A 22318-nucleotide genomic window follows, 5' to 3' on the forward strand; every position below is an offset into this window, starting at 1 on the left:
AACTCGTCTGAAGCTGCGTGCAGCAATTAGACGCGCTTGCGGTACTCGTGCGTGCGGGTGTCGATTTCGATCTTGTCGCCCTGGGCCACGAAGATTGGCACGGGGATTTCGAAACCGGTGGAGATCTTGGCAGGCTTCAGAACCTTGCCCGAAGTGTCGCCCTTGACGGCTGGCTCGGTCCAGGTCACTTCACGCACCAGCGAGGTGGGCAGTTCGACCGAGATGGCCTTGCCGTCGTAGAACACCACTTCCACGGGCATGGAGTCTTCCAGGTAGGACAGGGCGTCGCCCATGTTCTCGGCTTCCACTTCGAACTGGTTGTACTCGGTGTCCATGAACACATACATCGGGTCAGCGAAGTAGGTGTAGGTGCAGTCTTTCTTTTCCAGGATGACCTGGTCCATCTTGTCGTCGGCCTTGAACACGACTTCGGTGCCCGAGCTGTTCAGCAAGCTCTTGAGCTTCATGCGCACGGTGGCGGCGTTACGGCCACCACGGCTGTATTCGGTCTTCAGCACGACCATCGGGTCCTTGCCGTGCATGATCACGTTGCCGGCGCGGATTTCTTGTGCAATCTTCATGGGTGTTCGTTCCGATATTGGGATGGACAGGTGTTACGGGGCTTGGCTTGGCGCGAAAGTGGCTTGACGTTTATTTCAGCCTGATTCACTTTCGCAGCGGGCTTTTGCATGCTATGCGCGCCCCTACTGGCCAATAAAGCAATTGATTCATTGCCCGCGTCGGCAAGAAATATTCAAAAAACGATTTCCCGTGGCGCGGCAAAGCCTTGGATTTTAGCTTGTTTTATGGGCGAGGCCGAGCAACTGGCTGGTGAGATCGTTTTGCTGCGTCAAAAGATCACGCCAATCTTGAGCGTGGCGCAATGCCAAAGTCCCTGGCCAAGGCAGGCCTTGCCAGGCTTGCAGGCCGTTCCAGCTGCGCCAGAGTTGGCGGTAGTCGGCAGCCATCGTGCTGTCGGCCCCAGCCAGCCAGCGGTCCATAAAAGCCTCCAGCTTGGGCGCGTGGGCGCCGTCCGTCTGCGGGTAAATCTGCCAGACAAAGGGCTTGCCGGCCCATTGGGCGCGCACAAACGAGTCCTCGCCGCGCACGAAGTTGAAGTCGCAGGCCCAGAGCAAATGGTCAAAGTCGTTTTGGCTCAAATAGGGCAGGGCCTGCCACAGCAGACCTGCAGGCAGGGCCTGGGCGCGGCTCAGTGCCAGCATCTCCTCTTGCACCTGGCCGGCGCAGACCAGCAGCAGGCAATCTTGCTGCGCTAGGCTGGCCAGCAGATCGGGCAGGGCGCCATTGGGGTAGGCGAACAGGCTGACGATCTGCGTTTCCGGTGTGGGCCGTTGAACACCTTGCGCAGCCAGCCAGGCCTGGGCATCAAAGCCTGCCTGCGCTTGCAGCAGGCCGGGCTCGCGCAAGAGGCCACCGGTTCGCTCGGTGAAGCCGGGGTAAAAAAATGACTTGGCCAAGCCGCGCCCGGGGCCGCTGAATTGCGGCGAGGCCAGGCCGTGGCTGCGCTCTACATAGGCCTCGGCGCTGAGGTATTCGAGGTTGATCCATAGGGGCGGGTGCGCTTGCGCGGCCATTCGGGCGATAAAGGCTTCGGGCAATTCGCAGCCGAAGGTTTCGATTACCACATCGCTATCACTGAGGTTGGCCGCCGGGTCACCCCAGGGCAAGACCTCAATCCCCGCCGGGCGCGGCTGCGGCGCCATCCACTGCAGCGGCGCGGCATCGTCCAGCCACAAGCGCACCCCTTGGCCGCGTGCGGCCAGATCGCGGGCCAGGCGCCAGCTGACTCCTATGTCGCCGTAGTTGTCGATCACCCGGCAAAACAAATCCCATTGCATTCCCATGGGGGGATTATCCGGGGCGGCACAATCCGGCTGATGCAAGTGCCAGAGATGCCTGACCCCGAGATGCAAGAACCCGTGCCGCAAGACCCGCCGTTGGAGCAATCCGTACTCCAGGATGTCACTGCCAGTGAAACTGCCAATGCAGTAACAAGTGCGGCCACTAACGATGGCACAGCCCAACTCGGCGCCCAAAAGCAAGCCGAGTGGAGCGCCGAGCGCCAACTCATCGAAGCCGCCGAAACCCAGCGCGTGCAAGAGATGGAGCAGGCCGCCCGCGAGCGCCGCGAGAAAATTCTGGCCCAGGTGGCGGCTTTGCCCGGCTTGCCCGGCGTCTACCGTTACTTCGATGCGCAGGACCAGGTGCTTTATGTCGGCAAGGCCAAGCACCTAAAAAAACGCGTCTCCAGCTATTTCCAGAAAGACCACGGCGGCACCCGCATCGGCATGATGGTGGCGCGCATCGCCCGCCTAGATACGACGGTAGTGCGCACCGAGGCCGAGGCCTTGCTGCTGGAAAACAATTTGATCAAGACGCTGAACCCCAAGTTCAACATCTTGTTCAAGGACGACAAGAGCTACCCCTATCTCAAGCTCAGTGGCCATGCCTTCCCGCGTCTGAGCTACTACCGCGGCGCGGTGGATCGGCGTCATCGCTACTTCGGGCCTTTCCCCAGTGCCTGGGCGGTGAAGGAGTCGATTCAGCTGATTCAAAAAGTTTTCAAGCTGCGCAGCTGCGAAGACACGGTCTTCAATAACCGCAGCCGGCCTTGTTTGCTGTATCAGATCCGCCGCTGCTCTGGCCCTTGCGTGCCCGAGGGCCAGGGCCCGGACTACGCCCGCAACGTCAGCCATGCCGAGCGATTCTTGCTGGGCGACACCCAAGAAGTGATGGACGGCTTGCAGGCGCAGATGATGGCGCATGCCGATCGCCTGGAGTTTGAACAAGCGGCCGAATTGCGCAACCAAATCCAGGCCCTGGCCAAGGTGCTGCAGCAGCAGTCGATGGACGAAAACAGCGCCACCGGGCGCGACCGCGATGTGGACATCCTCGCGGCCAAGGTGCAAGGCGGGCGGGCTTGCGTCAACTTGGCCATGGTGCGCGGCGGCCGGCATCTGGGGGACCGCGCCTTCTTCCCCAAGCATGTCGAAGAAGCCACGGCGCTGCGCTTGGCTGATGAGGATGAAGACGGCGGCGCTGGTCAGGCCAGTGACTACTCGCCCGAGCGCCTGGTGCTGGAGGCCTTCATGGCCCAGCACTATCTGGAGGCGGCGGTGCCTTCACTGATCGTTGTCAGCGAGCCGGTGGATGAGGCTCTGGCACAGGCGCTGACCGAGCAAGCTGGTTTCAAGGTCACCACGCAGGCGCAGCCGCGTGGGCAGCGCCGCATCTGGCAAGAGATGTGCGTTAAAGGGGCGGAGTTAGCGCTGGCGCGTCTCTTGTCTGAAGAGGGCTCGCAGCAGGCGCGTACCCGCGCCCTGGTCGACGCCCTGGATATGTCGGTGCAGGAGTTGGATGCCTTCCGCATCGAGTGTTTCGATATCAGCCACACGGCGGGCGAGGCCACCATGGCTTCTTGCGTGGTGTTTGAGTCGCACCAAATGCAGAGCAGCCAGTACCGCCGCTACAACATCGAAGGCATCACTGGTGGCGATGACTACGCCGCCATGCGTCAGGTCTTGACCCGCCGTTACGGCAAACTGGCCGAAGCCGCGCAACTCGGTACCGGGCGCTTGCCGGATCTGGTCTTGGTGGATGGCGGCCGTGGGCAGGTCTCGATGGCGCGCGAGGTGTTTGAGGAGCTGGGCCTGGACCTGAGCTTGATCGTCGGCGTCGAAAAGGGCGAGGGCCGCAAGGTCGGCCTGGAAGAGCTGGTCTTCGCCGATGGTCGCGCAAAGATTGGTTTGGGGCGCGATTCGGCGGCATTGATGTTGGTGGCGCAGATTCGCGACGAAGCGCACCGCTTCGCCATCACCGGCATGCGCGCTAAGCGTGCAGCGGTGCGCACGGGCGGCTCGAGGTTGGAAGACATTGACGGTATTGGCCCCAAAAAGCGCGTCCAGTTGCTACAGCGCTTTGGCGGTGTGCGAGGGGTGGCTCAAGCCAGCGTGGAGGAAATTGCAACGGTGAAGGGGATTTCACGCGAGCTTGCCGAGGAAATCTACCGCGTGCTGCACTAAGGTGCAGAACACGCGAGCTTGCAGAAGAGATCTACCGCGTGCTGCACTGAGGCCGGGCCGAGCAAGCAGGGCTTGCGGCGCCTGCCGAAGGACTTTGCGCGCAACAAGCGACAAGGCTGAGGTGCAGAACACGCGAGTTCGCTGAGGAAATCTACCGCGTGCTGCACTGAGGCAGGGCCTGAACACATTGCCAGAGAAAACAACCATGTCTAGCACTGACAAACACGACTTCAAGAATCTGGCCCTGGGCCTCGGCTTGGCGGCCTTGCTGGGCGGCTGCTCTGTCAACACGGGCTCGATGAGCCCAACGGGCCCATCCAGTCCGGCTACGCCGAGCGGGGCCAGTAGCGGAGACGGGCAGGGTGGGCGCACGCCAACGCCCGGCTCGCCCAGCGCACCCGCGCCCGGAGCCAAACCCAGCGTCAGCCTGCCGCCACCCAAGGCGGTGCGGAAACCTGATGATTTGCGCATGCAAGCTGCGCAGCGCTTGGTGGCGGCCAATCCAGAGCGCAGCTATATGGGTTTGGTGCCGGATATCTTATTGGCCATTCCCGTGCTGGAGGTTGAACTGAACCAGGATGGCAGCGTCAAGCGCGTCAATGTGTTGCGCAAACCGGGCCAAGCGCCGGAGACGGTGCAATTGGCCATTGAGGCCATTCACCGTGCGGCACCCTTTGGCAATGTGGCCGCCATGCCCAAGCCCTGGAAGTTCACTGAGACCTTTTTGTTCAATGACGAGCGCCGTTTCAAGCCACGTACGCTGGACTGAGTCAGGCCGCTTGAATCAATAAAGCGACAGTGCGGCTAGGCGAAGCCGGAATCGTGCCCTTTTGTTGTGCACAATGCCCAGCATGTTCTTCACACTGCCTACGCTCTTTACCTGGGCCCGCATCGTCGCCATTCCGCTGATCGTGGGCGTGTTCTATTTGGACATCTCCAAAGACAGCCAGAACCTGTTGGCCACAGCCCTCTTTGTGCTGGTGGCGCTGACAGATTGGCTCGACGGCTATCTGGCGCGCAAGCTGAATCAGACCTCCGCTTTCGGGGCTTTTCTGGACCCGGTGGCTGACAAGATTCTGGTCTGCGCCGCGCTACTGATCTTGCTGGAGTTGGGGCGAGTCAATGCCTTGGTGGCCTTGGTTATCATTGGCCGCGAGATCACCATCTCGGCCTTGCGCGAGTGGATGGCGCAGATCGGCGCTTCAAGCAGCGTGGCCGTACACATGGTCGGCAAGCTCAAGACCACGGTGCAAATGGTGGCGATTCCCTTCCTGCTGTTTGACGGCCCCTTGTTCGGCCTGATCTCGACCAAGTTGTGGGGCACCTGGCTGATTTATTTGGCGGTGATTTTGACCATTTGGTCCATGGTCTACTACCTTCAAAAAGCCTTGCCTGAGATTCGCGCGAAGGCGCGCTGAGCTTTTTGGCTCGCTTTAAAACGGGTTCAAGCGCGTTCTAGCCCTGAAGGCGTTTCTCTTACTTGAGGGGCGTTATTGATGCTTGCTGGGGTGCTGTTCGGGCACAAATCCCAGCACTTTGTATCAGGACTTTTCCCGGCCATCCAAGCTCAGTGGAATCCCATAGAATCCGCTTCCCTGCGCCACTGTCGGCTTGTTCCGATAGGCGCTGCGGCCGATGTTTTGAGTTTGGCCGCGGTGCAAATGCAGCCGAACCAGCCCAATGAAACCAGCCCAATGAATCGTGGCATCAAGCGCATGCCTTGATTTCAAATTTGAGAGGACTCTTCGTGAATAAGTCTGAACTGATCGATCACATTGCCACGCAAGCGGATATTTCCAAGGCAGCGGCGGCGCGGGCTTTGGAAGCAGTGATAGTCGGTGTCAAGACCACGTTGAAGAAGAATGGCACGGTGTCGCTGGTGGGTTTCGGCACATTCAGCGTTACCAAGCGTGCTGCGCGTGCGGGCCGCAACCCACGCACGGGTGACGCCATCAAAATCAAGTCCGCCAAGGTGCCAAAATTCCGTCCGGGCAAAGCTTTGAAAGATGCGGTCAATTAATCCCGTATAATTTCGGGTTTTCCGGGTGCTTAGCTCAGTTGGTAGAGCGTCGCCTTTACACGGCGCAGGTCGGCGGTTCGAGCCCGTCAGCACCCACCAAAAATTTCAATGGAAGTACGGTGCCAAGTTCGATTGAGTTCGATTTGGTGCATGGCATCAATCACAATGCCAGCTCATTCAAAGGCGGACCTCGGTTCGCCTTTGTCGCATTCGCATGCATGTCTGAGGTTTTTCGATGTTTGAGTTCGTCCGTAAACACACGCGCCTGTTTCAGTTCATTCTGCTGATTCTGATCCTGCCATCGTTTGCCTTGGTGGGCATTGAGGGCTACACGAGCTTTATGGACGGCGCCAATTCAAGCGTGGCGACGGTCGATGGCCAAAAGATCACGCAAACCGAATGGGATAACGCCAAGCGTCAGCAGGCTGAGCGCATGCGCGCGCAGATGCCTAATCTGGATCCCAAGCTGCTGGATTCGCCGGAAGCCCATAAGGAGGCCCTGGAAGGTTTGGTGCGTGAGCGCGTGCTGCAGGCAGCGGCCAAGGATCAGCATTTCATCGTCAGCGATGAGCGCCTGCAGTCCTTGTTCCTGAACGACCCGCAGTTTGCGTTCCTGCGTAATCCCGATGGCTCGGTCAATAAGTCGGTGATTGCAGCGCAAGGTATGAGCTCGCAGATGTTTGTTGAGCGCCTGCGGCAAGACCTGACCCTGCGTCAAGTCACACTGGGTGTAACGGCTTCTGGCTTGGCCAATAGCGCCAATGCGAATGTGGCTTTTGATGCGCTGCTGCAGCAGCGTGAGTTGCAATTGCAGCGCTTCGACGCCAAGGACTTTGCGGCCAAGATTGAGCCGACCGAAGCGCAGCTGGAAGCTTTCTACAAAGATCCGGCCAATGCCGCGCAGTTCCAATTGCCTGAGACTGCCCAAATCCAGTACCTGGTGCTAGATCTGGAAGCCTTGAAGAAGGGCGCGAGCTTCAGCGAAGAAGACCTGCGCAAATACTATGACGAGAACGCTTCGCGCTACGCCGTGGCCGAAGAGCGCCGTGCCAGCCACATCTTGATCAAGGCCGAGAAGTCGGCCTCTGCGGAAGAGCGCAGCAAAGCCAAGGCGCGCGCCGAGGAATTGTCCGCCCAGGCTCGCAAGAACCCGGCCATGTTTGCCGAGTTGGCGCGCAAGAATTCGCAAGACGAAGGTTCGGCGGTGAATGGTGGTGACCTCGACTTCTTCGGTCGTGGCGCCATGGTCAAGCCTTTTGACGATGCCGTCTTCGCCATGAAGAAGGGTGAAATCAGCTCGCCCATCGAGTCGGACTTTGGCTTTCACGTCATCGAGTTGACCGGCGTGCGCGGCGGTGACAAAAAGGGCTTCGACACCGTTCGTGCCGAAGTGGAAGCCGAGGTGCGCAAGCAACTGGCCCAGAAGCGTTACTCGGAAGCTGCGGAGCAGTTCAGCAATATGGTTTATGAGCAGGCCGATAGCCTGCAGCCCGCGGCGGACAAGCTCAAGCTGAGCATCGCTACTGCCACGGTGCAGCGTACCCCTGCGCCTGGTGCGGCGGGTCCCTTGGCATCAGCCAAGCTGCTGGAGGCTGTGTTCGGTAACGACGCGCTGCGTAACAAGCGAAACACCGAGGCGGTTGAGACCGCGCCGAATCAGATGACTGCTGCGCATGTGGTCCAGCACAACCCTGCCAAGATGCAAGCCTTGGCCGAGGTGCGGGATCGCGTTCGTGCTCAGGTGCTGAATAAATTGGCGACGGCGGAAGCAGCTAAGGCCGGCGAGGCCAAGCTCGAAGCCCTGAAGAAGGGCGGCGATGCCGCAGGCCTGAGTGAGCCGACGCTGGTGTCGCGCGCGCAATCGCGCGGTCTGCCGCGCAAGGTGTTGGAGGCTGTGTTGGCGGCCGATGCCAGCAAGCTCCCTGCCTATGTGGGCGTGGATGCGGGTGATGGCAGCTACGTGGTGGCGCGCCTCAACAAGCTGCACGATCGTGATCCGGCTGTGATCGACGGCCAGCGTGCCGCTCAGCAATACGCGCAAGCCTGGAGCGCGGCTGAATCTCAAGCCTATCTCGCAGCCTTGAAGGCTCGTTTCAAGGCTGTGGTGAAGGCGCCTGGCGCGGCTGCTTCGGCGGCTCAGCAGTAAGCTGATACTGAACGGTTCATGGTGGCGGGGCGTTTGAGCGCTGTCGGCGTGAATCGATCCGCCGGTAGGCGGATCCTTCCAAAGTTTAAATTTTTTTCAAAAACCTCTTAAGTCGACCTAAAAGTCGTACTATAATGAGAGTCTCAGCGGTGGTTGTAGCTCAGTTGGTAGAGTCACGGATTGTGATTCCGTTTGTCGTGGGTTCGAGTCCCATCAGCCACCCCAAGAAATTGCAGACTATTGTTAGTCTGCTAGAAACAGGCTCCTCAAGGGCCTGTTTTTCTTTGTGCGCTTGAGCTTGCTGCCAGGCGCATCGTTGACGCATCAACGTTGATCACAAAAAAGGGACCTGTTTTACAGGTCCCTTTTTGCTTTGCGTCTTTGTCAGCGCTTGGCTCTAGCTCACACCAGTCCTTGCTTGCTGGCCAGCACGGCCGCCTCGGCGCGGCTGGAGACGTTGAGTTTTTTGTAGATGCTCTTGATGTGGTCGTTGACCGTGAACCACTTGATGCCCATCAGGTTGGCGATTTCCTTGATGGTGAAGCCTTTGCTGAGATAGGTCAGCACTTCGCTTTCACGCGGCGTCAGGCGTTCCCACTCGGGTGGCGGGTCCAGCACGACGCCGCGGCCACTGGCAAAGGTAGCGGTGGACGACAGTGCACCAAAACCAGAGTTGAGCGCCATCGGGCTGCTGTCACTAGCTACGCCGGGGCGGAAGTGGGACAGCAGTCGGCGCGCAATGGCTGGCGACAAAGGCGGCTGACCGCGCACGATGCGCTGCAACTCTTCGACCAGCACTTCGAAGCGGTCTTCCTTCAGCAAATAGCCATCAGCGCCGCATTGCAAGGCGGGGAAAAGATGGTCGTCATCGGAGTACAGCGTGGTGACGATTTTGATCGTCGTTGTGCCCGCCAATTCCGCCAGAAACTCCATGCCATTGCCGTCGGGCAACTCAAGGTCCACGAGGACCAGCTTGAAGCACGCGCCGGGGCTACTCTCGGCAAGTGCGGCGGTGTGTCGGCGGGCGCCTTCAAGGTCGCCGGCCTCGATGATTTCCATCGGGTCGCTGAAGCTCTCTCGCACCACTCGGCACAGAAAGCTGCGGGCAACCGGGTTGTCTTCAATGATGAGTACTTTGACTGCCATGACGAATTGTTCCAGATAGCTTTCATCGTATCTCACAAAGCGCGGATATCGAGCAGTAGGAGGCCGTAAGGCGAATCCTCACCCTTTGCGGCCACGGCCCTTGGCTCAGTTGTGCAGCACGATCTTGCCGATGACTTGGCGGCTGGCCATGCGGGCAAATGCGGCCGGCAATTGCGACATCTCCAGCACGGAATCCAGCACGGGTTTTACCTTGCCCTGCGCGTACCAATGTGCGAGGTGGCCCATCATCTGCGCATTGGCTGCGGGTTCCCGTTTCGCGAACTCGCCCCAGAACACGCCCATCAGGGAGGCGCCTTTGAGTAGGGCTAGGTTTAGCGGCAAGGCCGGAATCTGCCCCTGCGCGAAGCCAATCACGAGGTAGCGGCCGCGCCAGGCGATGGAGCGGAAAACCGGTTCAAACAAGTCACCGCCCACCGGGTCGAAAACAACATCGGGTCCTTTGCCCGCGGTGGCTTCTTTGATGGCCGCGCGCAAATCACCTTGGCTGTAGTTGATGCTGATGTCGGCGCCAAGCGCCATGCACTGCGCGCATTTTTCATCGCTGGAGGCGGCGGCGATGACACGAGCGCCGGCCGCCTTGGCGATCTGTATGGCCGCCGTGCCGACGCCGCCCGCGGCGCCTAGGACCAACACTGTTTCACCGGCTTGCAGGCCCGCGCGGTCGAGCAGGGCGTGGTGGCTGGTGGCATAAGTGCAGATGAAGGCGGCAGCATCCTCAAAAGGGAAGCCGGCCGGCAGGGGCATCAATTGTTTGGCAGATACGCAGGCATGGCTGCCGAAGCCGCCTGTGCCGGCAAATGCGGCAACGGCGTCGCCCGGCTTGAAGCCTGTGACGCCAGCCCCGACGGCTTCGACCACGCCGGCGAATTCAGCGCCCGGCACAAAAGGGAGGGGAGGCTTGATCTGGTACTTGCCCTGCACGATCAGCAGGTCGGGGAAGTTCAGGCTGGCGGCCTTGATTGCCACCAAGACCTCGCCGGGTGCTGGGCTCGGTGTGGGCAACTCACGCCAAACCAGGGCCTCGGGGCCGAGCGGATCTTCACAAAGCCAAGCATGCATGGGGCAACCTTTCGCGTGATGTTCAAGTCAAAAAAATTTAGTCGCGATGATAGGCAGGCTTCAGGCCGCAGGTGGGTCGCGCAGGTGACGGCGTGCCTACAATGCCGCCATGCGCATACTTATCGCCAACGACGACGGATACCTTGCTCCCGGGCTACATGCTTTGGTCAAGGCTTGTGAAGGTTTGGGTCAGATCGAAGTGATCGCCCCCGAGCAGAACGCCAGTGGGACGTCTAACTCGCTCACGCTGGGGCGGCCGCTCTCGGTGTTCAGCGCGGCCAATGGCTTTCGCTACGTCAATGGCACGCCTTCGGACTGCGTGCATGTGGCGCTGACCGGCTTACTCGGCTACAAACCCGATCTGGTGCTCTCGGGCATCAATAACGGCGCCAATATGGGCGATGACACGCTTTATTCGGGGACGGTTGCCGCTGCAACTGAGGGTTATCTTTTTGGCATCCCCTCGATTGCATTCTCTCAAGTTGAGAAGGGCTGGGGTCATTTGGATGTCGCCGCCGCGCTGGCCCGCCAAGTGGTGGAGCAAGTCATTCAAGGTGGCTTGGACAAGGCCTTTTTGCTCAACGTGAATATTCCGAACCGGGCCGATGCGCTGAGCTTGCCCAGGCGTGTGACGCGCTTGGGGCGCCGCCATGCCAGCGAGCCGGTAATCAGGCAACAAAGCCCGCGCGGCGAGACGATTTACTGGATCGGCCCGGCGGGTGATGCCCGTGAGGCCGGCGCCGGCACCGACTTTCACGCCACGGCGGCAGGCGAAGTGTCGATCACGCCCTTGCAAGTGGATCTGACCCATCACGCCGTGTTGCCGGAGTGGGCGGCGCGCCTCGGTCAAGAGGCATGACAACGCCGGCCAATAAGCCGCAGCGCTTCCCGGCGGGTTTGCAAAAATCCCTGGGTAATAGTTCGCGCGAAGTTCTGATGCCGCAGCGTCATCTGCGCGAAGCCGCTGCCGACGCAGCCCGTTTGGCGCCGCCCAGCGGCTTAGGCATGGATTCACAGCATGTGCGGCGCCGCATGGTGCAGCGCCTCCAGCAGGCGGGCTTGCAGGACGAGCGCGTGTTGCAAGCGCTGGCCGAAGTGCCTCGGCATGAGTTCGTCGACAGCGCCTTGGCGATCCAGGCCTATGAAGACACCAGCTTGCCGATCGGTCATGGCCAGACGATTTCCAAGCCATCGGTCGTGGGTCGCATGATTGCTATTTTGTTTGGTGGCGGTGCCGCTCGGCAACTTGGTTCCTTGGGCCGAGTCTTGGAGATCGGCACCGGCTGCGGTTACCAGGCGGCGGTTTTGGCGAGCCTGGCGCGGCAGGTGGTGTCGATCGAGCGATTGCGGCCCTTGCACGACAAGGCTCATGCCAATTTGCAAGCGCTGCGTCTGAGTCAGATTCGTTTGATTTACGGTGATGGCCGCTTGGGCCATCCGGGTGGTGCACCGTTTGACAGCATCATTGCCGCTGCAGGGGGGGATGATTTGCCGCCCGCTTGGCTAGCCCAGTTGGCGCCGGGTGGCCGTTTGGTTGCGCCCATGGTGGCGCCAGGTGGGCAGGGTCAGGTGCTGGTGGTGGTGGATCATCTGGTTGATGCAGGAATCAGCCGCTTTGTGCGCAGCGAGTACGAGGCCGTCCACTTCGTGCCATTAAAATCTGGCGTGTTGTGAGTCGCTGGGGCAGGGCCATGCCGTTTGGCTTAATCGCATCGGTCGTCGCTCTCAGTCCTCGTCCTTGATCGTTTGGGTCTGGCATGAAAATGCAGCATTGAACGCACCCCAATCGGCTTCTGAACTTTCACTGAATCAGTCAGCGAATCAACGCATGCAAAAGAACTCTCTCTCCCGCATCTCTCTCTCGCTGCTGTCGGCTGGCTTGTTGGCCTTGCTGTCCGCTTGCGGCACCAGCCTGAACAAGGCCCCGGTAGAGGACCGCACACCGGTCAAATCCGGCAAGCCGACTGCGGGTGCCGCGGCAGTTGTGCCTGCGCCTGCAACCAGTGATGTGAAGCCCCTGCCCGGCATTGAGAATGCAGGCAAGCCCGGCTATTACACCGTCAAGCCCGGCGACAACCTGATTCGCATCGGGATGGAGAACGGACAGAGCTGGCGCGATCTGGTCAAGTGGAACGGCTTGGACAATCCCAATGTGATCGAAGTTGGCCAGGTCCTTCGCGTGGTGCAGCCGGGTGTGGATGCTGCATCGGTCAGCATCCGGCCCGTGTCTTCGGCCAAGGTGGAAACGCGCCCGCTGGATGCCAAGACGCCAGCGACGGCTGCGGCTTCGGCGCCTGCATCCAATCCCGCTTCCGCGACAGCGCCGGCTAAGATCGAAGAGGACGACATCAGCTGGGCTTGGCCTGCTTCAGGCAGCGTGATCACCAGCTTTGATGAGGCTCGCAACAACAAGGGCTTGGACATTAATGGCAAGGCGGGCGATGCAGTTTTGGCTGCCGCCGATGGCCGGGTCATGTATGCTGGCTCGGGCTTGCGGGGCTATGGTCAGATGATCATCATTAAGCACAATGCTGGCTACCTCAGTGCTTATGCCCACAACCAAGCCTTGCTGGTCAAGGATGATCAAGTTGTGCGCAAGGGGCAGAAGATAGCCGAGATGGGGTCTAGCGATGCAGATCAGGTCAAGCTTCACTTCGAGATTCGCCGCCAAGGCAAATTGCTCGATCCAGCGAGAGTTTTGCCTAGCCGCTGAACGCGCAAGGCTTGGGGTGAGGCGTCATGAAACATGCTGACGCACCATCATCAAGGTCCTCTGCTGGTCATGCGCCCTTTGCCATTGATGCTGCATTAGGCGCATTGGAGGGGGAGGCCTCCCATGCTGCGTCGTCCGACGCAACGTCGGATGAAGAAGGGTTGGCCAAACCTCCTACAGCCCTGAACGGTCACGCCGGCGAGTTCGATGCCGAGGCGGATCCCGGCAATGCCTTGCAGGCATATTTGCGCGATATTCGCCGCACCCCTTTGCTGAGCCCGGAAGACGAATACGCTACTGCATTGGAGGCGCGTACAGGCAGCTTTGCTGCGCGCCAGGCCATGATCAAGCACAACCTGCGCTTGGTCGTCAGCATCGCCAAAAACTATCTGGGCCGCGGCCTGCCGATGAGTGATTTGATCGAGGAGGGCAACCTCGGTTTGATGCATGCCATCGGCAAGTTCGAGCCTGAGCGGGGTTTTCGTTTCTCGACTTATGCAAGCTGGTGGATACGCCAGAGCATCGAGAGTGCGCTGATGCATCAGGCGCGCTTGGTGCGCTTGCCTGTGCACATCGTGCGCGAACTCAATCAGGTCTTGAAGGCCCGGCGCGCGCTGGAGGCGGTGCAAAGCCAGCATGGTGTCGAGGCCAAGGTGCGGGTTGAAGACGTGGCCGCCGCGGTCGGGCGGCCGGTGGAAGATGTGGCCGAGTTGCTGTCCTACGCCGAACTGCCGAGTTCGCTGGACTCTCCCGTTGATCGCAATGGCGAGGGAGGTGAGTCCATGATGGATCTGGTGGCGGATGAGCAGGCCATCGATCCGCTTGGCCTTCGACTCAGTCATGAGTTGGAGGACTTGGTCTCGCACGGCTTGGCGGCCTTGAGCGAGCGCGAGCGCGAGGTCTTGGCTGGGCGATTTGGTTTGGCTGACCGTGAGCCTGAAACCTTGGATGTGTTGGCCACCCGCTTGCATCTGACACGTGAGCGTATTCGGCAAATTCAGATTGAAGCCCTGGCTAAGCTCAAGCGCAACATGATGCGCCACGGCATCGATCGCGATTCGATTTTTTAGGTCGGGGCGGCCGCCGCGCGCGTGGGCTTTGCGGAGCCTGGGATAATCGCGCCCATGATTCAAGATTCAGAATGGCTCAAGGTCGAATCCATCGACCTCGACGCGCAGGGCGTGGCCCACAAAACGGATGGCAAGGTGGTTTTCATCGAGGGCGCATTGCCCGGTGAAGAGGTTCAGGTCACTACCGGCCGCAAGAAAAATAGCTGGGAACAGGGCACGATGACGGCGATGCGGCATGAAAGCTCGCAGCGCGTCACGCCCGGTTGCCCGCACTTTGGCTTGCATGCCGGGGCCTGCGGGGGCTGCAAGATGCAGCACCTTCACGCGGGTGCGCAAGTGGCCGTCAAGCAGCGGGTGGTGGAGGACAACCTCTGGCACTTGGGCAAGGTCAAGGCCGAAACCTTGTTGCGACCCATTGAAGGGCCAACCTGGGGCTATCGCTACCGCGCGCGATTCTCGGTGCGCTATGTGCCCAAGAAGGCGCAGGTCCTGATCGGCTTTCATGAGCGCAAGAGCCGCTATGTGGCGGATATGCAGGTCTGCAAGGTGGTGCCGCAGCGCGTCAGTGATTTATTGATGCCGCTGCGTGAATTGATCGCCAGCATGGATGAGCGTGACCGTCTGCCGCAAATCGAATTGGCGATGGGTGACTCGGTGATTGCGCTGGTGCTGCGCAACCTCAATCCCCTGCCTGATGCGGACAAGGCCCGCTTGCGCGACTTTGCGGCCAAGCATGATGTGCAGTGGTGGTTGCAGCCCAAAGGGCCGGACACAGTGCATTTGCTGGACGAGGGCGGGGCGCAACTGGCCTACAGCCTACCTGAGTTTGGCGTGGTGATGCCCTTCAAGCCGACCGACTTCACGCAGGTGAATCCCCATATCAACGCCGTCTTGGTCGGCCGTGCGCTGCGCCTGCTGGATGTGCAGAAGGATGAGCGGGTGATCGACTGGTTCTGCGGCTTGGGCAATTTCACTTTGCCCCTGGCCACCAAGGCGCGCGAGGTGCTGGGCATCGAAGGCAGCGAGACCTTGGTGCAGCGCTCGCGCGAGAATGCCCGAGCCAACGGCTTGGCGGAGAAGACGAGTTTCGAGGCGCGCAATTTGTTCGAGATGACGCCCGCCTTGCTCGCGGCCGACGGCGTGGCCGATAAATGGCTGGTGGACCCGCCGCGTGATGGTGCTTTCGCCTTGGCTAAGGCGGTGGCTGATATTGCGCTTGACCCGAGCCTGGCACCTGGCTGGCAGCCTCCCAAGCGGATTGTTTACGTCAGTTGCAATCCGAGCACTCTGGCGCGCGACGCGGGCTTGCTGGTCAATGTGGCGGGCTACCGCTGCACGGCGGCCAGTGCGGTGAATATGTTCCCGCACACCTCGCATGTCGAGAGCATTGCGGTGTTTGAACTCGACTCTGGCAATTGAGCCGGGTCTGAAGCGAACAAAGGGCCCGAGGGCCCTTTGTTTCTTTATGCGCCGCGAAGCGGGTGCGCCATCAGGTGGAGCCCATGGATCCGGCTTTGCCGGTCCATCGGGTTCGCCCCCTTGAGGGGGTGGCGCGTCAGCGCCTACGGGGGAGGGTCATCAATCGCGTTCGCCGCCGAAGATGCCGAGCAGGGACAACAGGCTCTGGAACACGTTGTAGATGTCCAAGTAGATTGCCAGCGTGGCCGAGATGTAGTTGGTCTCGCCGCCATCAATCACGCGCTTGATGTCGTAGAGCATGAAGGCAGAAAAGACGGCCATGGACAGGGCCAACATGGTCAGCATCAGGGCTGAAGACTGCAAGAAGATGTTCACCACGCCCACCACCAGCAAGATGATGGCGCCGACGAACAAGAACTTGCCCATGCCGGACAGGTCGCGCTTGATCACCGTGGCCAGCGAGGCCATGGCGAAGAAGATGGCGCCGGTGCCGCCGAAGGCCATCATGATCAGGCTGCTGCCGTTCCTGAAGCCCAGAATGCTTGCCAGCAGGCGCGAAAGCATCAATCCCATGAAGAAGGTGAAAGCCAGCAGGGCGTAAACGCCGGTGCTGCTGTTCTTGGTCTTCTCAACCACGAACATCAGGCCGAAGGCGCCGGCAAAGAACACGATCATGCTCATGCCTGTGCCCATGGCGGCCATGATGCCGGTGGAAACGCCCACCCAGGCGCCCAGCACAGTGGGCACCATGGACAAGGCCAGCAGCCAATAGGTATTGCGCAACACGCGTTGGCGCTCTAGCGCCATGCCAGCGCCGGCGGTGCCGCCGTATTGGGTTTGTAGGGTTTCGTTCATCACAGTCCTCCGAAAATTAGTTCAAAGCTGCCGAGGCGGGCATCGGTCCCAGCCATGCGGCAACTGCCGCGACTGTAGCCTGTTTGGCTGGCGTAGGTGGCGCTTGGGCATCGGCCCTGACAAGCTAAAGTGGGGCCTTCACTCACAAAATCAATCCCATGAAGCAAAAGCCCTATCTTTCCATGGCTGAAGTCAAGCTGATCGCCGCGGCCGCCGAAGCGGAAGCGCTGGCCCATCAGTGGGCAGTCAGCATTGCCATTGTTGATGATGGTGGCCATCTGCTGTGGCTGCAGCGCCTGGATGGTGCCGCGGCTATTTCGGCCCAGATTGCCCCAGCCAAGGCCCATACCTCGGCACTGGGTCGGCGCGAGTCCAAGATTTACGAAGACATCATCAACCAAGGCCGCGTTTCGTTTTTGAGCGCGCCTGGCTTGAATGGCTTGCTGGAAGGTGGCGTGCCGATTCTGGTGGACGGGCAATGCGTTGGCGCCGTCGGCGTGAGCGGGGTCAAATCCACGGAAGATGCGCAGATCGCACGCGCAGGTATTGCGGCGCTGAACTGAGCGATCGGCGGTGGTTCGGTGGTGGGTGGCAAGCTGGTAATTCTTGTCACATGCGGGTCAAAAGTTTTGTGTAGCGACTGGTGATAACCCTGGTCGGGTATACTTAGCAGGTTTACCCGCAACCTACCGCCTCCAGCGAAACTCAAACCAGTTTCTTCACCGGACTCAGGTCACTTCTTGCCACCACGATGCGCGATGTGCGATGTGCGGTGCGCCAAGTCGATGAGCAGAGCTGGGCGCGCACTCTACCGGAGTCCCCCGTGCTGTCCGATCTGCTCCATACCCCCCACGCGATTCTCGCCCTGGCAGACGGCACGGTCTTCAAAGGCAGCGCCATCGGCGCTGCTGGCCACACTGTCGGTGAGGTGGTGTTCAACACCGCCATGACCGGCTACCAAGAAATCCTCACTGACCCGAGCTACTGCCGGCAGATCGTGACCCTCACGTATCCGCACATCGGCAACTACGGCGTCAACGACGAGGATGTCGAGGCCTCGAAGATCCATGCCGCTGGTTTGATCATCAAAGAATTGCCTCTGCTGTCGTCCAACTTCCGCGAGACCCGTAGTCTGGGTCAGTACTTGCAGGATGAAGGCACGGTGGCGATTGCCAATATCGATACCCGCCGTCTGACCCGTCTGCTGCGCACCACCGGCGCGCAAAACGGCTGCATCATGGCCTTGCCGTTGGGCGTGGCCATCACGCCGGAATTGATCGCCCAAGCCGTGTCGCTGGCTCAAGCCGCGCCAAGCATGGCCGGCCAGGATTTGGCCAAGGTGGTCAGCACCGAAAAGACGCATGCCTGGACGCAGACCGAATGGACCCTGGGCAAGGGCTACGGCGAGCAGGCCCAGCCCCGCTTCCATGTGGTGGCTTATGACTTCGGCGTGAAGAGCAACATCTTGCGCATGCTGGCTTCGCGCGGTTGCAAGATCACGGTGGTGCCGGCGCAAACGCCAGCCTCGGTGGTGTTCGGCATGGAGCCCGATGGTGTGTTCCTGTCCAACGGCCCCGGCGACCCGCAGCCCTGCGATTACGCGATTCAGGCGGCGGCTGAGTTGATCGAAGCCGGCATCCCGACCTTCGGCATTTGCTTAGGCCACCAGATCATGGCGCTGGCCTCAGGTGCTAAGACCTTCAAGATGAAGTTTGGCCACCATGGTGCCAACCATCCGGTCAAGGACTTGGACAACGGCCGCGTCTCCATCACCAGCCAGAACCACGGTTTTGCGGTGGTGGCGGAAGACCTGCCTGCCAATCTGCGCGCCACCCACATCAGCTTGTTTGACGGCACGCTGCAAGGCTTGGCTCGCACCGACAAGCCGGCCTTCTGCTTCCAGGGTCACCCGGAAGCCAGCCCCGGCCCGCATGACATTTCGTATTTGTTTGATCGCTTCATCAGTCTGATGGCGAAGGCTTGATGGAGTAAAGACTATGGCAAAACGTACAGACATCAAGAGCATCCTCATCATCGGCGCTGGCCCCATCATCATCGGCCAGGCTTGTGAGTTCGACTATTCCGGCGCCCAGGCCTGCAAGGCTTTGCGCGAAGAGGGCTACAAAGTCATTTTGGTGAACAGCAATCCTGCCACCATCATGACCGACCCCGACACGGCCGACGTCACCTATATCGAGCCCATCACCTGGCAAGTGGTCGAGAAGATCATCGCCAAGGAGCGGCCCGATGCGGTGCTGCCCACCATGGGTGGTCAGACTGCGCTGAATTGCGCGCTGGATCTGCACAAGCATGGTGTGCTGGCCAAGTACAACGTCGAGATGATCGGCGCCAATGAGAAGGCGATCGAGAAGGCCGAAGACCGCCTGAAGTTCAAGGATGCGATGACCAAGATCGGCCTGGACTCGGCCAAGTCTGGCATTGCGCACTCGATGGAAGAGGCGCTGGCGGTGCAAAAGCGCATCACCGCCGAGATCGGTGGCACTGGCTTCCCGATGGTCATCCGCCCCAGCTTCACGCTGGGCGGCACTGGCGGCGGTATTGCCTACAACCCCGAGGAATTCGAGGAAATCTGCAAGCGCGGCCTGGATCTCTCGCCCACCAATGAGCTGCTCATCGAAGAGTCGCTGATCGGTTGGAAAGAGTATGAGATGGAGGTTGTGCGCGACAGCAAAGACAACTGCATCATCGTCTGCTCGATCGAAAACCTGGACCCCATGGGCGTGCATACCGGTGACTCCATCACCGTGGCGCCGGCTCAGACCCTGAGCGACAAAGAGTACCAACTGCTGCGCAATGCCTCCATCGCCATCTTGCGCGAAATCGGCGTGGACACGGGTGGCTCGAATGTGCAGTTCTCGATCAATCCCAAGAACGGCCGCATGACCGTGATTGAGATGAACCCGCGCGTCTCGCGTTCCTCGGCACTGGCCTCCAAGGCCACCGGTTTCCCGATCGCCAAGATCGCCGCCAAGCTGGCCGTGGGCTACACCCTGGACGAGCTGCGCAACGACATCACCGGCGGCGTGACCCCGGCGTCGTTTGAGCCCAGCATCGACTATGTGGTCACCAAGATCCCGCGTTTCGCCTTCGAGAAGTTCCCGATGGCCGATTCGCGTCTGACCACGCAGATGAAGTCGGTGGGTGAGGTGATGGCCATGGGCCGCACCTTCCAGGAAAGCTTCCAGAAGGCCCTGCGTGGCTTGGAAACCGGCATTGACGGCCTGACCGAGCGCAGCACCGACCGCGAAGAAATCGTGCAAGAGATCGGCGAGCCCGGCCCTGAGCGCATTCTGTTCGTGGCGGATGCTTTCCGCCTCGGGCTGAGCCAAGCCGAAGTGTTTGAAGAGACGGCCATCGACCCCTGGTTCCTGGCGCAAATCGAGCAACTGGTGCAGATCGAGCAATCGCTGGCTGGTCGCGCGCTGGCTTCGCTGTCGGTGGACGAAATGCGGCTGCTGAAGAAGAAAGGCTTCTCGGACAAGCGTCTGGGTAAGCTCTTGGCCAGCAATCAGCACGATGTGCGCCGTGCCCGTCATGCGCTGGGCGTGCGCCCGGTCTACAAGCGGGTGGATACCTGCGCGGCCGAGTTCTCGACCGAAACGGCCTATATGTATTCGACCTACGAGGAAGAGTGCGAAGCCGAGCCGACGAACAACAAGAAGATCATGGTGCTGGGCGGTGGCCCGAACCGTATCGGTCAAGGTATTGAGTTCGACTACTGCTGCGTTCACGCCGCCTTGGCCATGCGCGAAGACGGTTACGAGACCATCATGGTCAACTGCAACCCCGAGACCGTGTCGACCGACTACGACACCTCGGATCGCCTCTACTTCGAGCCGGTGACGCTGGAAGACGTGCTGGAAATCGTCGAGAAGGAAAAGCCCGTCGGCGTGATCGTTCAGTACGGTGGCCAAACGCCTTTGAAGCTGGCCCTGGACCTGGAAGCTAACGGCGTGCCCATCATCGGCACCACGCCCGACAGCATCGACATGGCCGAAGACCGTGAGCGCTTCCAGAAGCTGCTGCACGAGCTGGGCCTGAAGCAGCCGCCCAATCGCACTGCACGTACCGAAGACCAGGCTGTGGCCCTGGCCAATGAAATCGGCTATCCGCTGGTGGTGCGCCCCAGCTATGTGCTGGGCGGCCGCGCGATGGAAATCGTGCACGGCGACAAGGACCTCGAGCGCTATATGCGCGAAGCGGTACGTGTCTCCGACAAGTCGCCGGTGCTGCTGGATCGCTTCTTGGAAGACGCTGTTGAAGTTGATGCCGACTGCATCAGTGATGGCACCGATGTGATGATTGGCGGCATCATGGAGCACATCGAAGCCGCTGGTATCCACTCCGGCGACTCGGCTTGCTCGCTGCCGCCTTACACCCTGTCGGTGGCCCTGCAGGACGAGTTGCGTCGCCAAACGGCGGCCATGGCTCGCGCCCTGAAGGTGGTGGGCCTGATGAATGTGCAATTCGCCATTCAAGGTGACGTCACTGGCGGCTTGGAAGGCGCCACGGTCTATGTGCTGGAAGTGAACCCGCGTGCCTCGCGCACAGTGCCCTTCGTTTCCAAGGCCACCGGCCAGCAACTGGCCAAGATCGCCGCGCGCTGCATGGCGGGCCAGAAGCTCAAGGACCAGAAGGATCGTTTGGGTCGCGTTCCTGCCGAGGTGATTCCGCCTTACTTCAGCGTCAAGGAAGCCGTCTTCCCATTCAATAAGTTCCCGGGCGTGGATCCCATCCTGAGCCCCGAGATGCGTTCCACCGGCGAAGTGATGGGCGCTGCCCGCACCTTCGGTGAAGCGATGTTGAAGAGCCAGCTGGGTGCTGGTTCGCGCCTGCCGCGCCAAGGTAATGTGCTGATCACGGTGAAGAATGCCGACAAGGCACGCGCCGTGGCCGTGGCCAAGGATCTGCATGCCCTGGGCTTCGGCGTGGTGGCGACCAAGGGCACGGCAGCGGCAGTGGCCGAGGCTGGCGTGCCAGTGCGTGTGGTCAACAAGGTCAAGGATGGCCGCCCGCACATTGTCGACATGATCAAGGGCGGCGAGATTCAGCTGGTGTTCACCACCGTGGATGAGACTCGTACCGCGATTGCTGACAGCCGCCACATCCGTCAAGCAGCCCTGGCTGCCCGCGTGACTTACTACACCACCATGGCCGGCTGCGAAGCCGCCGTGGAAGGCATGAAGCACCAAGACGGCTTGCTGGTGCAATCCCTGCAAGAGTTGCACGCCGAACTGGTCTAAACTCCGCACCAACGAACTCCGCCGCCGCGGCTCCAGCTTGGAGCCGCAGCGGCGGATTCATTTTGTCTTTCAAGGTTTACAACTATGGCCACCATCCCCCTCACCACATTCGGCGCTGAGAAGCTCAAAGAAGAACTGCATCGACTCAAAAGTGTCGAGCGGCATGCGGTGATCAACGCGATCGCCGAAGCGCGTGCGCAGGGCGATTTGTCCGAAAACGCCGAGTACGAGGCGGCCAAAGACAAGCAAGGCTTCATCGAAGGCCGCATTCTCGAAATCGAAGGCAAGTTGGCTGCCGCGCAGATCATCGATCCCGCGACAGTGGATGCCGGTGGTCGCATCGTCTTCGGTACGACGGTCTTGCTCGAAGAAGAGGCCAGCGGCGCCGAGGTTACCTACCAGATCGTGGGTGACGATGAAGCGGACCTGAAGCTGGGCAAGATTTCGATCAGCTCCCCAATCGCGCGCGCCTTGATCGGCAAAGAGGCCGGTGATGTGGCTGACGTGATGGCGCCTGGTGGCGTCAAGCGTTACGAAGTGGTCGAGGTGCGCTACGTTTGAG

19 protein-coding genes and 2 tRNA genes are annotated in these 22318 nt (G+C 60.5%); 16 read left to right on the forward strand and 5 right to left on the reverse strand.

The features are described from left to right. Nucleotides 1–26 precede the first annotated feature (26 nt). On the reverse strand, nucleotides 27–581 hold the full coding sequence (gene efp / locus AABB87_RS08660) for an elongation factor P (protein ID WP_058719411.1): 555 nt from the start codon (nucleotides 579–581) through the stop codon (nucleotides 27–29). A gap of 213 nt (nucleotides 582–794) precedes the next feature. Then, nucleotides 795–1865 carry an elongation factor P maturation arginine rhamnosyltransferase EarP gene (earP, locus tag AABB87_RS08665; RefSeq protein WP_341970858.1) on the reverse strand — a complete coding sequence of 357 codons (1071 nt, stop codon included), beginning with the start codon at nucleotides 1863–1865 and terminating at the stop codon, nucleotides 795–797. 258 nt (nucleotides 1866–2123) lie between these two features. On the opposite strand from earP, the gene uvrC reads away from it, so the two are divergent. The 7 genes from uvrC (at nucleotide 2124) to AABB87_RS08700 (ending at nucleotide 8434) form a co-directional block, all read left to right on the forward strand. Next, nucleotides 2124–4043 (forward strand): excinuclease ABC subunit UvrC, encoded by a 1920-nt coding sequence (uvrC, locus tag AABB87_RS08670; protein ID WP_341970964.1) that lies wholly within the window; start codon nucleotides 2124–2126, stop codon nucleotides 4041–4043. Between the two features lie 205 nt (nucleotides 4044–4248). Continuing rightward, nucleotides 4249–4812, forward strand: a complete 564-nt coding sequence (locus tag AABB87_RS08675) for a hypothetical protein (RefSeq protein ID WP_341970859.1) — start codon at nucleotides 4249–4251, stop codon at nucleotides 4810–4812. Between the two features lie 82 nt (nucleotides 4813–4894). Beyond that, a complete protein-coding gene (pgsA, locus tag AABB87_RS08680; RefSeq protein WP_058722136.1) occupies nucleotides 4895–5461 on the forward strand; it encodes a CDP-diacylglycerol--glycerol-3-phosphate 3-phosphatidyltransferase in 567 nt (188 codons plus the stop codon). 329 nt (nucleotides 5462–5790) lie between these two features. Further along, on the forward strand, nucleotides 5791–6063 hold the full coding sequence (locus tag AABB87_RS08685; RefSeq protein ID WP_058719413.1) for an HU family DNA-binding protein: 273 nt from the start codon (nucleotides 5791–5793) through the stop codon (nucleotides 6061–6063). A 23-nt stretch (nucleotides 6064–6086) separates the two neighbouring features. Continuing rightward, a tRNA-Val gene (locus AABB87_RS08690) sits at nucleotides 6087–6162 on the forward strand. A 136-nt stretch (nucleotides 6163–6298) separates the two neighbouring features. Continuing rightward, nucleotides 6299–8209, forward strand: a complete 1911-nt coding sequence (locus AABB87_RS08695) for a peptidylprolyl isomerase (RefSeq protein ID WP_341970860.1) — start codon at nucleotides 6299–6301, stop codon at nucleotides 8207–8209. Nucleotides 8210–8358: 149 nt separating this feature from the next. Next, nucleotides 8359–8434, forward strand: a tRNA-His gene (locus AABB87_RS08700). A 177-nt stretch (nucleotides 8435–8611) separates the two neighbouring features. On the opposite strand, the gene AABB87_RS08705 is transcribed toward AABB87_RS08700, so the two are convergent. Beyond that, nucleotides 8612–9355: a LuxR C-terminal-related transcriptional regulator gene (locus tag AABB87_RS08705; RefSeq protein ID WP_058722137.1), complete on the reverse strand. Its 744-nt coding sequence runs from the start codon at nucleotides 9353–9355 to the stop codon at nucleotides 8612–8614. 105 nt (nucleotides 9356–9460) lie between these two features. Continuing rightward, nucleotides 9461–10435, reverse strand: coding sequence for an NADPH:quinone oxidoreductase family protein (locus AABB87_RS08710; protein WP_341970861.1), 975 nt, complete (start codon nucleotides 10433–10435; stop codon nucleotides 9461–9463). 109 nt (nucleotides 10436–10544) lie between these two features. On the opposite strand from AABB87_RS08710, the gene surE reads away from it, so the two are divergent. The 5 genes from surE to rlmD all read left to right on the forward strand — a co-directional run bounded on the left by surE (nucleotide 10545) and on the right by rlmD (nucleotide 15637). After that, on the forward strand, nucleotides 10545–11294 hold the full coding sequence (gene surE, locus AABB87_RS08715) for a 5'/3'-nucleotidase SurE (RefSeq protein WP_341970862.1): 750 nt from the start codon (nucleotides 10545–10547) through the stop codon (nucleotides 11292–11294). Continuing rightward, the gene (locus tag AABB87_RS08720) at nucleotides 11291–12109 is read left to right on the forward strand and encodes a protein-L-isoaspartate(D-aspartate) O-methyltransferase (RefSeq protein WP_445944849.1); all 819 of its coding nucleotides are present in this window, start codon (nucleotides 11291–11293) and stop codon (nucleotides 12107–12109) included. Before surE ends, AABB87_RS08720 begins: the two co-directional genes overlap by 4 nt. A gap of 154 nt (nucleotides 12110–12263) precedes the next feature. Then, a complete protein-coding gene (locus AABB87_RS08725) occupies nucleotides 12264–13148 on the forward strand; it encodes a peptidoglycan DD-metalloendopeptidase family protein (protein ID WP_341970863.1) in 885 nt (294 codons plus the stop codon). Nucleotides 13149–13174: 26 nt separating this feature from the next. After that, nucleotides 13175–14218: an RNA polymerase sigma factor RpoS gene (gene rpoS, locus AABB87_RS08730; RefSeq protein WP_445944850.1), complete on the forward strand. Its 1044-nt coding sequence runs from the start codon at nucleotides 13175–13177 to the stop codon at nucleotides 14216–14218. A 54-nt stretch (nucleotides 14219–14272) separates the two neighbouring features. Beyond that, nucleotides 14273–15637 (forward strand): 23S rRNA (uracil(1939)-C(5))-methyltransferase RlmD, encoded by a 1365-nt coding sequence (gene rlmD, locus AABB87_RS08735; protein WP_341970865.1) that lies wholly within the window; start codon nucleotides 14273–14275, stop codon nucleotides 15635–15637. A 159-nt stretch (nucleotides 15638–15796) separates the two neighbouring features. Here rlmD and AABB87_RS08740 read toward each other — a convergent pair whose 3' ends face one another. After that, nucleotides 15797–16492, reverse strand: a complete 696-nt coding sequence (locus AABB87_RS08740) for a Bax inhibitor-1/YccA family protein (RefSeq protein ID WP_058719420.1) — start codon at nucleotides 16490–16492, stop codon at nucleotides 15797–15799. Between the two features lie 158 nt (nucleotides 16493–16650). Between AABB87_RS08740 and AABB87_RS08745 the strand changes: the two genes are divergently transcribed. From AABB87_RS08745 to greA, 4 genes are all read left to right on the forward strand, one after another. Beyond that, nucleotides 16651–17055, forward strand: a complete 405-nt coding sequence (locus AABB87_RS08745) for a GlcG/HbpS family heme-binding protein (RefSeq protein WP_058719421.1) — start codon at nucleotides 16651–16653, stop codon at nucleotides 17053–17055. A 260-nt stretch (nucleotides 17056–17315) separates the two neighbouring features. After that, nucleotides 17316–18476, forward strand: a complete 1161-nt coding sequence (gene carA, locus AABB87_RS08750; RefSeq protein WP_341970866.1) for a glutamine-hydrolyzing carbamoyl-phosphate synthase small subunit — start codon at nucleotides 17316–17318, stop codon at nucleotides 18474–18476. Between the two features lie 13 nt (nucleotides 18477–18489). Next, nucleotides 18490–21756, forward strand: coding sequence for a carbamoyl-phosphate synthase large subunit (carB, locus tag AABB87_RS08755; RefSeq protein ID WP_341970867.1), 3267 nt, complete (start codon nucleotides 18490–18492; stop codon nucleotides 21754–21756). Between the two features lie 84 nt (nucleotides 21757–21840). Next, nucleotides 21841–22317 (forward strand): transcription elongation factor GreA, encoded by a 477-nt coding sequence (gene greA, locus AABB87_RS08760; RefSeq protein WP_058719423.1) that lies wholly within the window; start codon nucleotides 21841–21843, stop codon nucleotides 22315–22317. The last annotated feature ends 1 nt before the right edge of the window (nucleotide 22318 follow it).

Origin of the sequence: Roseateles sp. PN1, from assembly GCF_038419725.1 — a bacterium.
In the GTDB taxonomy this organism is placed as follows: Bacteria; Pseudomonadota; Gammaproteobacteria; order Burkholderiales; family Burkholderiaceae_C; genus Paucibacter_A.

What these genes read in the sequence shown, in the direction of transcription:
- AABB87_RS08745 (WP_058719421.1), top strand. Translation starts at nt 16,651, where the DNA reads ATGAAGCAAAAGCCCTATCTTTCCATGGCTGAAGTCAAGCTGATCGCC.
- uvrC (WP_341970964.1), top strand. Translation starts at nt 2,124, where the DNA reads ATGGAGCAGGCCGCCCGCGAGCGCCGCGAGAAAATTCTGGCCCAGGTG.
- carB (WP_341970867.1), top strand. Translation starts at nt 18,490, where the DNA reads ATGGCAAAACGTACAGACATCAAGAGCATCCTCATCATCGGCGCTGGC.
- pgsA (WP_058722136.1), top strand. Translation starts at nt 4,895, where the DNA reads ATGTTCTTCACACTGCCTACGCTCTTTACCTGGGCCCGCATCGTCGCC.
- AABB87_RS08710 (WP_341970861.1), bottom strand. Translation starts at nt 10,435, where the DNA reads ATGCATGCTTGGCTTTGTGAAGATCCGCTCGGCCCCGAGGCCCTGGTT.
- greA (WP_058719423.1), top strand. Translation starts at nt 21,841, where the DNA reads ATGGCCACCATCCCCCTCACCACATTCGGCGCTGAGAAGCTCAAAGAA.
- AABB87_RS08740 (WP_058719420.1), bottom strand. Translation starts at nt 16,492, where the DNA reads ATGAACGAAACCCTACAAACCCAATACGGCGGCACCGCCGGCGCTGGC.
- AABB87_RS08705 (WP_058722137.1), bottom strand. Translation starts at nt 9,355, where the DNA reads ATGGCAGTCAAAGTACTCATCATTGAAGACAACCCGGTTGCCCGCAGC.
- AABB87_RS08725 (WP_341970863.1), top strand. Translation starts at nt 12,264, where the DNA reads ATGCAAAAGAACTCTCTCTCCCGCATCTCTCTCTCGCTGCTGTCGGCT.
- AABB87_RS08675 (WP_341970859.1), top strand. Translation starts at nt 4,249, where the DNA reads ATGTCTAGCACTGACAAACACGACTTCAAGAATCTGGCCCTGGGCCTC.
- efp (WP_058719411.1), bottom strand. Translation starts at nt 581, where the DNA reads ATGAAGATTGCACAAGAAATCCGCGCCGGCAACGTGATCATGCACGGC.
- AABB87_RS08720 (WP_445944849.1), top strand. Translation starts at nt 11,291, where the DNA reads ATGACAACGCCGGCCAATAAGCCGCAGCGCTTCCCGGCGGGTTTGCAA.
- AABB87_RS08695 (WP_341970860.1), top strand. Translation starts at nt 6,299, where the DNA reads ATGTTTGAGTTCGTCCGTAAACACACGCGCCTGTTTCAGTTCATTCTG.
- earP (WP_341970858.1), bottom strand. Translation starts at nt 1,865, where the DNA reads ATGGGAATGCAATGGGATTTGTTTTGCCGGGTGATCGACAACTACGGC.
- surE (WP_341970862.1), top strand. Translation starts at nt 10,545, where the DNA reads ATGCGCATACTTATCGCCAACGACGACGGATACCTTGCTCCCGGGCTA.
- rpoS (WP_445944850.1), top strand. Translation starts at nt 13,175, where the DNA reads ATGAAACATGCTGACGCACCATCATCAAGGTCCTCTGCTGGTCATGCG.
- rlmD (WP_341970865.1), top strand. Translation starts at nt 14,273, where the DNA reads ATGATTCAAGATTCAGAATGGCTCAAGGTCGAATCCATCGACCTCGAC.